This window comes from Pseudomonas sp. YH-1 (genome assembly GCF_051990045.1).
Classification (GTDB): Bacteria; Pseudomonadota; Gammaproteobacteria; order Pseudomonadales; family Pseudomonadaceae; genus Pseudomonas; species Pseudomonas nicosulfuronedens.
Map to the genome: position 1 here is coordinate 2,797,917 of NZ_CP178184.1, position 11,942 is coordinate 2,809,858.

General features: G+C 56.7%; 9 protein-coding genes. All 9 read right to left on the minus strand.

Annotated features, from left to right (window positions below; translation table 11 throughout):
- The 9 genes from ACKI1H_RS13090 to plsB all read right to left on the minus strand — a co-directional run bounded on the left by ACKI1H_RS13090 (position 1) and on the right by plsB (position 11,857).
- Positions 1–1,284: a flippase gene (locus ACKI1H_RS13090; RefSeq protein ID WP_440468563.1), complete on the minus strand. Its 1,284-nt coding sequence runs from the start codon at positions 1,282–1,284 to the stop codon at positions 1–3.
- A gap of 10 nt (positions 1,285–1,294) precedes the next feature.
- Entirely contained in the window at positions 1,295–2,578 is a 1,284-nt protein-coding gene (wecC, locus tag ACKI1H_RS13095; RefSeq protein ID WP_440468564.1) for a UDP-N-acetyl-D-mannosamine dehydrogenase, read from the minus strand.
- Positions 2,579–2,642: 64 nt separating this feature from the next.
- Positions 2,643–3,770, minus strand: coding sequence for a non-hydrolyzing UDP-N-acetylglucosamine 2-epimerase (wecB, locus tag ACKI1H_RS13100; RefSeq protein WP_440468565.1), 1,128 nt, complete (start codon positions 3,768–3,770; stop codon positions 2,643–2,645).
- 253 nt (positions 3,771–4,023) lie between these two features.
- A complete protein-coding gene (rfaH, locus tag ACKI1H_RS13105) occupies positions 4,024–4,521 on the minus strand; it encodes a transcription/translation regulatory transformer protein RfaH (RefSeq protein WP_440468566.1) in 498 nt (165 codons plus the stop codon).
- Between the two features lie 37 nt (positions 4,522–4,558).
- On the minus strand, positions 4,559–6,802 hold the full coding sequence (locus tag ACKI1H_RS13110) for a polysaccharide biosynthesis tyrosine autokinase (RefSeq protein WP_440468567.1): 2,244 nt from the start codon (positions 6,800–6,802) through the stop codon (positions 4,559–4,561).
- A 19-nt stretch (positions 6,803–6,821) separates the two neighbouring features.
- Complete coding sequence (locus ACKI1H_RS13115) at positions 6,822–7,268, minus strand: low molecular weight protein-tyrosine-phosphatase (RefSeq protein WP_440468568.1); 447 nt, start codon at positions 7,266–7,268, stop codon at positions 6,822–6,824.
- 342 nt (positions 7,269–7,610) lie between these two features.
- Positions 7,611–8,663 carry a glycosyltransferase family 4 protein gene (locus ACKI1H_RS13120; RefSeq protein WP_440468569.1) on the minus strand — a complete coding sequence of 351 codons (1,053 nt, stop codon included), beginning with the start codon at positions 8,661–8,663 and terminating at the stop codon, positions 7,611–7,613.
- A gap of 149 nt (positions 8,664–8,812) precedes the next feature.
- Positions 8,813–9,259 carry a low molecular weight protein-tyrosine-phosphatase gene (locus tag ACKI1H_RS13125; RefSeq protein WP_440468570.1) on the minus strand — a complete coding sequence of 149 codons (447 nt, stop codon included), beginning with the start codon at positions 9,257–9,259 and terminating at the stop codon, positions 8,813–8,815.
- An 87-nt stretch (positions 9,260–9,346) separates the two neighbouring features.
- Complete coding sequence (gene plsB, locus ACKI1H_RS13130; RefSeq protein ID WP_138522743.1) at positions 9,347–11,857, minus strand: glycerol-3-phosphate 1-O-acyltransferase PlsB; 2,511 nt, start codon at positions 11,855–11,857, stop codon at positions 9,347–9,349.
- Positions 11,858–11,942 lie beyond the last annotated feature (85 nt).

Consider the following 11,942-nt stretch of genomic DNA (forward strand, 5'->3'; position numbering starts at 1 on the left):
CTAGTTCCTAGATGTCATGTGCATGCGGTGTAATGGGAATAGGCTCCTCATCTGCATCTTGAATAAGTGTCTGTAAGTTGGAATAAGGCGATGGCTTAGAAGGTTTGCTATTAGAAGTCCAGAGACTGTTGAAATGGCTGCGCCATTTATTCCAATTCTAGGGATTAGCGTAATGTTTAAGAGGAGGTTTATGATGCAGGCAATTATGCTTTTAATAAATGATTGGTTCTGGTTTCCATCTGCAACTATAATCTGTCCAGAGGCTGCGCCCAGTGCAATCAAAACGGGGCAGGCAGATAATATGTACATGGTCTTTTGCGCTTCGACATAGCTTTGGCCGTATAAGAATTTGATGAAAAAGGGGGTGACTGCCATCATGCACACCGACATCACAATTCCACTAAATACTACTGTGTCGGAGAAGCTCTGCTGAATGTAACGAGTTTGGTAAGGCATGGGATTTCTGAAAATTTTGGGTGCTAGAGTTTCAGAAATTACCAATGGAAATATTGAGAAAAGTGACATGGCTGTAGCTGCACTACTATATAAACCGGCTGCATGGTCTCCAAGATATTGACGAACCAATATCAAGTCCATGCGCTGAAGTAAAATCATCGCTGCACCTGAGAATACCAGTGGTGCGGATAGAAATGTCATGGATTTTGCTTCAGCAAGCTTTGTGCTTAGTTTTATTTTCCCTTTAACCTCAAGCTTGAAGGCTATCGTGAGGAGTATTCCGCTTATCAGGAAGTCTAATGATCTGGCGAAGATGATCCAGGCTAAACTAAGTTTCAGGAAAATAAATGTAATTACTGTAGCTAGTGATATTAGTGATGCAATAATTTCGCACTTTGCAATAATTTTATTATTTTCTGTTGATATAAAATATGCGCGAAATGATCTAGGTGCCTTATAGAAAAAGGATGCGGTGTATATTAATGTTCCGATTATTATTGTTTTATCGCTCTCGAAGTGGAGGTATATAATTGCGATCACGACTCCAAGAGCGGAGAATCCTATGTTGGCAGATATTGCGGAGCCAATTATTTCACCTAGATTTCTCGGGTTTTGCAAAATTTTCTTCATCATGACGCTCTGTAATCGAAATTCAGCGATTACTGCTATCACAGAAGATATTCCTATTATGTAAGAGTATCTTCCGAAGTCGTCAGGGCTAAAAAATCGAGCAACGATTATACTGGCAATTATAACTTTTGATCCTTCAAGTGCCTTGGCAGTAAGTGCAAAGAGGTTGTTCTTTATTGATTGGATGTTGAGTTTCATATGTGCAGATTTAATCGTTGCTTTTGTGGATGTTCTTAAATTGCCAGATTCCACGAGTGTCGATGAAGCGTTTACCTTTCAGGTTTAAATTTCTAAATTGGTTATGGTCTACTAGTAGAAGTAAAATGTCTGCCTCTAAAATTGCTGATTCCATGTCGTAGAGCATCAAATTACTAGGTGTTATAGCTGGAAGGTTTTCTATATGCGGTTCTACAGCTAATATTGATCCTGTGTGAGACTCTGCGAGTTGGCAGGTGATCGCCAAAGCAGGGCTTTCTCGGAGATCATCAATATTGGCTTTGAAGGCTAGGCCAAAGCAGGCAATTTTAACTTCATGATCTTTCATTTGGGGGTTCTGCTTTAGGTGTTCGGAGATTTCTGTGCGGACTTTATCGATCACCCAGGCCGGCTTTAATTCGTTAACTATACGGGCGCACTTAATTATCTTTACTTGTTCAGGTGTTTTATTAACTATGAACCAAGGGTCAACAGCAATGCAGTGCCCACCTACTCCTGGATCCGGCTGAAGTATGTTGACACGAGGATGCCGATTAGCGAGTTGAATCAGCTCCCACACATTGATATCCAGCTTGTCACAGATCATCGACAGTTCGTTTGCAAACGCAATGTTGACATCGCGAAAGCTATTTTCTGTCAGCTTGCACATCTCCGCAGTGCGCGCATTGGTAACAACGCATTCCCCTTCGACGAATGTTTTGTAAAGGGCGACCGCTTCATCTGAGCACTTGGGTGTCATGCCACCAATAACACGATCGTTTTCCACTAACTCTCGTAGAACTTGGCCCGGGAGTACGCGTTCCGGGCAATGGGCGATACGAATATCTGATGCTTCACCATCGGTTTGCGGAAAGCTCAGGTCGGGGCGTGCTTCGGCCATCCAGGCGGCCATTTGTTCAGTAGCGCCAACCGGTGACGTTGACTCGAGAACGACCAGATCGCCTTTTTTTAGTACTGGCGCAATGGCCTTGCTGGCCGATTCGATGTAGCTCAGGTCTGGTTCGTGGTCACCTTTGAAGGGGGTGGGCACTGCGATCAGGAAGGCATCTGCTGGCTCCGGAGTAGTACTGGCGCGCAGGTAACCTCCGTTAACTGCTTCCTGCACCACTTTGTCCAGATCCGGTTCCACGATGTGGATCTCGCCGCGATTGATAGTTTCTACGGCGAGTTTATTCACGTCGACGCCGATGACCTTTACTCTCCGAGAGGCAAACACAGCGGCGGTCGGCAGGCCGATATAGCCCAGACCTATTACCGAGATTGTCTGGTAATGCATGGTTGTATCCTTTTTATGGAGCAGAGTTGGAAGTTGATACGATGAGGTCTTTCTAGGTGGCCGTTTATCGCAGCGTACGCAGGGTTTCGAGAATTCGACTGCAGGCTTTTCCGTCCCCGTAGGGGTTGTGGGCAAAACTCATGGCACGATAGGCATTGGGATCGGCCAGCAGGGAGTTCAACGTGCGAACGATGTTTGCGGTGTCGGTGCCCACCAATTTGACTGTGCCGGCTTCAATGGCCTCAGGCCGTTCGGTGGTGTCGCGCATGACAAGGACGGGTTTGCCGAGGGAGGGGGCTTCTTCCTGGATACCGCCGGAGTCCGTCAAAATGATGTGTGATCGACTCATCAGATAAACGAATGGCAGATAGTCCAAGGGCTCTATCAGGTGAATGTTGGATATGCCTGCCAGCAGCCGGTTGACGGGCTCGCGCACATTGGGGTTGAGGTGGACTGGGTAGATTATTTCTACCTCAGGGTGTTGTTGTGCTACTTCCATCAGGGCTTGGCAGATGCGCTCGAATCCTCCGCCGAAGCTTTCGCGACGGTGACCGGTTACGAGAATGAACTTGCGACTTAGGTTGAGATGAGAGAACGGTTTGGCTGCCTGATCCTGCAGAATGGGGTCTCTGTCGAGTCTGGCGACTACATCGAGCAAGGAGTCGATAACGGTGTTCCCGGTGACAGTAATGTATGCCGGGTCGATCCCTTCCTGTACAAGGTTGTTTCTTGAGGTAGTGGTTGGAGCAAAGTGCAGGCTGGCCAAGACTCCTGTCAGTTTCCGGTTGGCCTCTTCCGGCCAGGGGGAGTAGAGATTTCCGGTACGCAACCCGGCTTCGACGTGGGCTACCGGAATCTGCTGGTAGTAGCAGGCCAGACTGGCGGCGAAAGTCGTTGCGGTGTCTCCATGTACGAGGACAACATCCGGCCTGTAGGAACTGAAGATGTTCTTCATGCCTTGCAGGATTGCTGTCGTTACATCGGTCAGGTCCTGGCCGGGTTTCATGATGTTGAGGTCGAAGTCTGGTCTTATTCCAAACAGGCCAAGAACTTGATCAAGCATTTCTCGGTGTTGGCCGGTAACACAAACCTTGGCATCAAAGTCCGCATCAGCAGCAAGAGCCAAAGAAAGGGGGGCCATTTTGATGGCTTCGGGGCGTGTGCCGAAAACACAAAGGGTTTTGATACTCATGTAAGTTCCTGAATAAATTTTAATAGAGTGAAATTGGGTTAGGCAGCCCTGGGGCGAATTTATTTACGAGCAATTGTCGGGCTATCTGACATGGATGCTGGTTCAGGAGGACTTGAAGTTTTCGGATCTGCTGACTTCGCGTGTAATAGGGCACGCTACCGCCCCAGGATTATTCGTATGCTCCTGAGACGTAGTCTGGAAAGGGATGCGGCAGAGGCGATGCGGTGGAAAAAATAGTAGTCGAGGAGGACGTTCAGCCTGCTCTTACTAGTCCACTGACTGGAACCGTTACTTTCACTTCGCGCTGCAGAATGTTCAGTAATATGAGAACTCTTTCGTTCCCGTCCTTGTTGATGAATATCGCCTCTAGACCGTGCAGTTGCCCCCATTCGACTATTATTTTGTCGCCTGGTAAAAGTTCGGCCTCGACTGTAGGAGAAGTATTTCGCAGCCGCTCGATAATATTGAGTGGGACTGACAGAGGATGAGTTCCGAATCGGACTATCTGACTAACACCGCGTGTGGATCGAATAGGCATCCAGTTGTCCAGCAGGGTGTCTAGTTCGATGAAAAGATAGCCGGGAAATAATGGCTCTTCATGGGTTTTCCATTGCCCTTTCTGCAATCGTTCAAGCTTATGCAGTGGTAATAAGCACTCATAACCTTGCCGCCGCAGATTTTCGAGCGCGCGTATGTCCTGTTTGGGTTTGCACTGTACCAGGTACCAGCGTTTTTCCGTTGTTGTGCTCATGGCTTCCTCCCTGTGGACAAGACTTCAGACGCGTCCGTCAGCGCTTGTCTGATAGGTACTCATACTGGTAATTGGCATAAGCTCCATTGCCGTAGTAGTCCGAGGCTCGTCGCTCGACGCCGTTGAAGATCGCTCCCTTGAGCTCGATGCCGTTCTGTTCGAAGCGGCGAACCGTCAGTTCGATTTCCCTTGGGGCGTTCTTGCCGAAGCGAGTGACGATCAGGCTCGTACCGGCCTGTCGGCCAACGATGGCAGCATCGGTGACGGCGAGCAGGGGAGGGGTGTCGAGGATGACCAGGTCGAACTCGTTGCTTGCTTTCTCCAGCAAGTCGGTGAAGTTGGGGTGCATCAGCAGTTCGGAGGGATTGGGCGGAATCTGGCCGCGCGAGATGAAGCAGAGGTTCTCTACCTCTGTTTGCTGCAACGCTTGTTGGAAGGTGCAACGCTGGATGAGCAGGTCGGAAAGACCATTGTTGTCATCAGTGTCGAGCACCTTGTGCAGATAACCCTTGCGCATGTCCACGTCGATCAGGAGTACTCGCTGCCCCGCTTGGGCGATCACCGCGGCCAGGTTGGCGCTGACGAAGGATTTGCCTACTGCGGGGCTGGGGCCGGAGATCATCAGGCGGTTATCGCCAGATTCGAGCATGGCGAAATGCAGGCTGGTGCGCAGGCTACGTAGGGATTCGATGGCAAGGTCGGTGGGATGACTGGTTGCCAGTAGAGGCGCTGGGTGGAGAGCGGCTTTGCCCTTTCTGTTGTGCTTGTTGCGCTGGTCTTCTTCCGATTTCTGCAACTCGCTGTAGGGTATGGAGGCATAGACCGGTAGGCCAAGTTGCTCTATGGCCTCGGGATTCTCGATGCCGCGATTCAGTGCCTTGCGCAGCAGTACCAGAGCGATGGCGAGGAACAGGCCGAGCAGCGTCGCGATGGCGACGATCAGAGGCTTTTTCGGTTTTACTGGCTTGGTGATGTCGACGTCGGCCGGGTCGATGATGCGCACATTGCCGACGGCGCCCGCCCGCATGACGTCCAGTTCCTGGGCCTTGTTCAGCATCTGCGTATAAATGGCGGTGCTGACCTGTACGTCGCGGGTCAGGCGCAGCAGGTCCTGCTGGGTTTCCGGAAGGGCCTCCACGCGCTTGGTGAGGCCGGATTGCTTGCTGGTGAGTTCGCCGATCTGCCGCATCAGCGCCTGGTAGGCCGGGTGCTGGCGGGTGAACTTGTGGTCCATCTCGGCTTGCTGGAGTTTGAGCTGGGAAATGTTGGTGTCCAGCGCGACGATCTGGTCCAGCAGGGCCTTGGTTTCCAGGCTGATGTCGGCTGACTTGGCGCGGGATTGATAGCCGCTCAGGGCGTTTTCCGATTGCTCCAGGTCATGCCGCACTTCCGGCAGCTGTCCGCGCAGGAAGTCGAGGCTGGAAGCGGCTTCGGCAGACGCACGCTGGACGTTCTGCAGAACGTACTGCTGGCTGATGGCATTGAGGACGGCAAGCGCTTGATCGGGCTGTTCGTCATCCAGCGACAAGGTGAGGATGCCGGATTCCTTGCCGGTCTCGCTGACATTGAGCGCCTGCTGGTAATCAAGAATGGCGCTCAACCGGCGCTCGCGGATGACCGTGAAGCGTGTGCCGGGGTTGGCATGAAGTGTTTCGACTTGGATTTTTACGCCGTTCTGCTCGGCGGGTTGCCCGGCCAGGCCTTCCACCAGTGTGTCGTTGTCATCATTCAGGAGGGTGAACTGGCCATCGTTGCCGGCGATGAGCTTCAGCTTCTTTTCGAGCAGTGCATTGGGAACTTCGAGCTGGAAGATTTTCAGCGTTTCCCCTCCCCAGGCGAAACGGCTCATGCCCAGCAGCGGCGAGGCAACGTCTCCCTGATGATCCGGGGAGTAGCGGCGATGGAGGAAGTTTCCGAGCACCGGAAGCAGCGACGGCTGGATATCGATGTCCAGCTTGAGTGCGTCCACGGCCTTGCCGATCACCGTGCGGGAGGTCAGCAGCTGGATTTCCGTGACAGCCTGCGACTGTGCTCCCAGCAGATCGCTCATGTCCGACAGCCCCGGAATACCGGGCTTTTTCTGCTCGACCTGGAGGGTGGCCGTCGCGCGATAAACCGGGGCCGCCAGCAGGGCATAGGCAGCCCCCACGACCATGAAACCGGCGGTGATGCCTGCGATCAGCCATTTGTGATCGACCAGGGTGCCGAACAGGGCGAGCAGGTCGATTTCGTCGTCATCGCTGACGGCCGGCGGAAGGGCGGGCGCTTGAGGGTATTGCATACGGGGCTTCTTGAAGTATTCAGCGTTGAGGTTGAAGGCGTCGGGACCAGGCTGCTGCGGCTTCTTCGATCAGGGCATAGGCGTGCTCGAAGGCGGCGGTTCCTCGGCGGTAGGGATCGGGGATCTCGCGCTCGCTCTGCCATTTGCCGAGCAGGAAGGTCTTGCCGCGTGATACGGGAGAGAGCCGGATGACGTCCTGCAGTTGGCGCCGCTCCATGACGAGTACGAGGTCGGATGCTTGCAGGAGCTGTGGCGTCAGTTGCCGTGCCGTATGGTCGTGGGGCTGTTGGCCGTGTCGCTGAAGGGTGTCGAGCGCGCTGCGTTCGAGCGGGTGACCCACCATCGCGGTGAGGCCAGCGGAGCTGACACGGATGCCTGTGCTGGCGAGATTTTGCTGGAGCAGATGCTCACCTGTCGGGCTGCGGCAGATATTGCCTGCGCAGATAACCAGTACGTTCTTGAACACGCTGACCACCGCTGCATTGAATGAGCGCTACCTATGGGCCGCGAAAATTAAGCTTCGCGCCGGAACGATTCAATGCGTGCTCCCCCCCGTTCGAGGGCTTTAGGAATTCTCTGAGGAGCGTTAGAGGGAATCCCTTCAAATAGCGGCGAGGGGCGGACAATTCTGGTGGCGCAATGCCGCATTCGGCTGTTGCCGATTGGTCGGTTTCTACCGTTGCCGTGCGCAGCGATGAGGGGCAAAACGCGAAGAGGAAAGCATGCTCCAGCCAGAGTCAGGCGGCCTGGAGGGGGAGAGCAGCCAAACAGGGAAGAAGTGGCCTGTCCGTTGGGACAGGCCTCGAAGTCATCCGGCGGCGAACTGATTGACGGGGTGTGCGGGGGTGAAACGGGAGTAGAGGCTTTCCAGCGAAGTCTGTAGCTGTTCGCCAGAGTGCAGGCCCTGAATACTGTGGCTATTGCGCGCCAGCTCAGCCAGAACGGCCGGGTCGCCCTGGGCGAAGGCGATGACTTGTTGCTGTGCTTCTGCCAGATCCCGTACGGTGGACAGCCCTTCGGCAACGAAAGGACCTATGCGCCGAAGCGCGATGGGCAGGTCGAGCTTCGCTGCCTCCAGGACCGAGATCGGGAAGCCGTCCCAGGCGGCGGTGTGGAAGTACAGGTCGAGCCCTTTCATGTGGGCGATGACTTCGCCGCGTTGACGCCACCCGGTGACTTCGATGCCGGCCTGGACCATCTCCGCCATGACCTGGGCGTCTCCCCCACCGATCCACTTGAAGTGCGCAATGTCTGCGCAGCTTTCCGCCAGGGCGCGGAAGTACTCGTGGCCCTTCTGTCGGCTGATGCGCCCGACCATGCCGACCACGGGTTTGTTGGTGAGACTGCGCACGGCCGGCACTTCCGGCAGGTCGTCGCAGACATTCACCAGTCCCAGGGTATGCGCCGGCTCGATCAGTTCCCCGGCGATACGCTGTTCATCCAGACCGCAGCCGGCAATCACGGCGGTACGCCGTGCCAACAGTGACTCGATGGTCCGGTAGGCCTTGAGCATCATCGGGTGATCGCCGCGCAGAAAGGCAAAGCCGTGTGGGGTGTAGACGATCTTCTGTGCAGGGATGAAAGGCAGGGCGCGGATCAGTGCGCCGGCATAGGTGCTGTGCAGATGGATGACATCCGGCTGCACGCGATCAATGTAGGGCTTTACCTTCGCAAGGCTGGACAGGCGGCGCGGCACCAGTTCCATGTGCTTGAACAGGCCCTCGCTTTCCTCTCCCGTGGTGTCGCCTTTGCGCACCGAAGCCAGCAGATAGTGCTCATGCTGCTGGGAGTTGAGGATGTAGGAGTTGATGGCCGAGGTGACGCCGCCGCCGAAGGACTCGGTGATATGCAGGATCTTCATAAAGCGATGTAGGCCCCTGGAAAATTACGTGTCGTAACTGGGAGACCAAACAGCTGAATATGGTCTTGCTGGGCTAGAGCGTAGCCTTTTTCATCATGGCTTTGTAAGGTTTTCTGACGCTTTTGTCGGAAGTAAAATATTCCGTCAAATTACCGGCGAGCCAGCAGGCGATCACCCCAGGGAGCTACTGCGGTTTCGATCAGCGCATAGGCGCGCTCGAAGGCTTCCGGGCCTTTGCGGTAAGGATCCGGAATCTCCTGGTCGGTCTGCCATTTGCCCAGCAGGAAGGTCTTGCCACGGGCCTCGGGGGCCAGGCGGATAACACTCTGGACCTGCGATTGCTCCATCACCAGGACAAGGTTGGCTTCGTGGACCAGTTCGGCGGTGAGTTGGCGGGCGCGATGCGGGTGGGGATGGTGGCCGTGACGGCGAAGGATGGCCAGGGCGGTGCTGTCGATGGAGTGGCCGACCAGCGCGCTGAGCCCGGCTGAGGCCACGGTGATATCGCTGCCCTGCAGGGATTCGCGCAGCAGGTGTTCGGCGATGGGGCTGCGGCAGATGTTGCCGACGCAGACGATCAGAATCCTGTTGAACACGGGGAGCGTCCCTGACCGCAACCGATGGATCGTCAGAAATCTATCGGTCGCGGTGTCGGGGCGTCAAGCCACCGTCAGCGGTGTGGCTCAGCCCTGGCTGGCGGCCGGCGGTTCGGAGGGAGCGCTTGCTTCCTGAGGCGGGCGCTCCAGGGCAACCTGGCGGATGGACAGGCGAATTTCTGCCGGCAGCACGCGCTTGGCGGCCCCTTCAGCCAGTTCGCCGAGCAGCTCGTGGTAGCTCAACTTGCCGTTCTCATCCTTGCGCAGGACGCCTTCGTCCAGAAGGGTCTGGATGAAGTGGCGGAACAGGCTCTTGTCGAAGAACTCCGGGGCGTTGAGACCGTGGAGGACCGACAGGCGCTGGGCCATGACGGTGCAGAGGTTCTCCAGTTCCTCGGCGGTGAGCTGCTTCTGCCCGGCGTTGAGCACCAGCGAGATGGACATGTAGAAGCGCTGCAGGGTCTGCGCGATGGCGCGGGCCAGCAGGGTCAGCAGCACGTACTGGCGCGAACTGGGCGGAGGCCGGATGAAGGTATCGTTCTCCTGCTTGAGCAGATCGCTGGCAACCATGGCCTGTAGCCATTGATCGACCACGGCGTCCAGTTCATCCAGGCTCCAGCGGATGAACAGTTCGGCCTGCAGGTAGGGGTAAAGCGCGCGGGTGTAGCGCAGCAGTTGCTCGCGGCTGATCCGTCCGCTGTTCTGGAAGAAGCTGGCAATCAGCGCTGGCAGGGCGAAGATGTGCAGCACGTTGTTGCGGTAGTAGGTCATCAGCACTGCATTCTGCTCGTCGAGGTAGCAGATGCGGCCAAGTGCGTCCTTCTGCTCGCTGAGCAGGTTCATGCTCTTCACGTACTCGATCAGATGATGGCCGTCGCCCTCGGGCAGCGTGGCGCTGGGCGAGTAGGGCACCTTGCGCAGCAGTTCGAGGTAGAGGTCGATCACCCGCGCCAGGGCGGTTTCGTCCAGGGCCAGGCGGCTGGTGGAGAGCAGTGCCAGGGCCACCAGGTTCACCGGGTTGATCGCCGCGGCATCGTTGAGGTGACGGGCGACGTCGCGAGCCAGGTGGTTGGTGGTTTCCGAGAGCCAGGCCGGGCGGAATTCCGGGCCCAGCTCCTGTTCGCGCCAGTCCGGTTGTTGCTGATCGAGGAAGTCGTCGAGGTGGATCGGCTCGCCGAAGTTCACCCAGACCTGGCCAAAGCGCTGCTTGAGAGCGCCGATGACCTTGAAGATGTCGAAGATTGATTCCTTCTTCTTCGCCGCGCCGCGCAACTCGCCCAGGTAGGTACGGCCTTCGAGCACACGCTCGTAGCCGATGTAGACAGGTACGAAGACGATGGGCCGGCGAGAGTCGCGCAGGAAGCTGCGCAGGGTGATCGCCAGCATCCCGGTGCGCGGATGCAGCATGCGCCCGGTGCGGGAGCGGCCGCCTTCCACGAAGTACTCGGTGGAGAAGCCACGGCTGAACAGGGTATGCAGGTATTCGTTGAACACCGCGGTGTACAGCTGGTTGCCCTTGAAGCTGCGGCGCATGAAGAAGGCGCCGCCACGGCGCAGGATCGAGCCCACCACCGGCATGTTGAGGTTGATGCCGGCGGCGATGTGCGGCGGCGTCAGACCGTTTCGGAACAGCAGGTAGGACAGCAACAGGTAGTCGATGTGGCTGCGGTGGCAAGGCACGTAGACGATCTCGTGGCCCTGGGCAACTTCCTGAACCCGCTCGATGTGGTTGACCTTCACGCCCTCGTAGAGCTTGTTCCAGAACCAGGTCAGGGTCACTTCGAGGAAGCGGATCACCGGATACGAAACGTCGGCGGCAATCTCGTTGGCGTAGCGCAGCGCGGCGGCCTCAGCCTTGTCCTGGGAGATTTTCTGGGTTTCACATTCCTCCTGGATAGCCTGGCGCACCAGCGGCGCGCGCAGCAGGCCCTTGACCAGGGTGCGGCGGTGGGAGAGGTCCGGGCCGATCACCGCTGTCTTCTGGTTGCGGAAGTGCACCCGCAGGATGCGCTGGACCATGCGCAGGGTGCGCTCGTGGCCCTTGTTCTGCTCCACCAGCTCGCGCAGGTGGATGGGGGCGGAGAACTGCACGCGGGTCTTGCGGCCGAGGATGAGGATGCGCGCCAGCTTGCGCAGGCGGCCGGTGACGGCCCAGTTGTCGGCGAACAGCAGCTTCCAGGCGCTCTTTTCGCTGTCGGGGGATTGGCCCCAGAACACGCTGACCGGGACGATCTGCGCGTCGTCGATGCCGTTCTGGCCAATGGCGCCGAGCATGCGTACCAGTGCCGGCGGTGCGCCACGCTTGTCCTGGCGGCCGAGCCAGTCGGGTTCCGGGGTCAGGTAGAAAAAGGCTGCCGGCTCGATGGATTCACCCACTGCCACTGGCATCACCGGACGTGGCAGGCCGGCCTTGCGGCACTCGGTATCCACCACGGCGAGGTCGGTCACCGAGGGCTGCTGCAGGACGTAGAGGACCGGTTTGCTGCGGTCGATCTTCAGGCTGAAGGCCGACTGGTTGATGGTTTCCGAGCGCACCCAGAGGTACAGCAGGCGGCGCAGGGCACCAAAACCGAAGCGGCGGAACGGGTAACGAGGCATACAGGCCCTATGGCTGGCGGAGGTAAAACGAGCGATTGCTCAGGCCGGCTATTTTGCCGGATTAGGCCCCCGCCAGCAAAGTCAC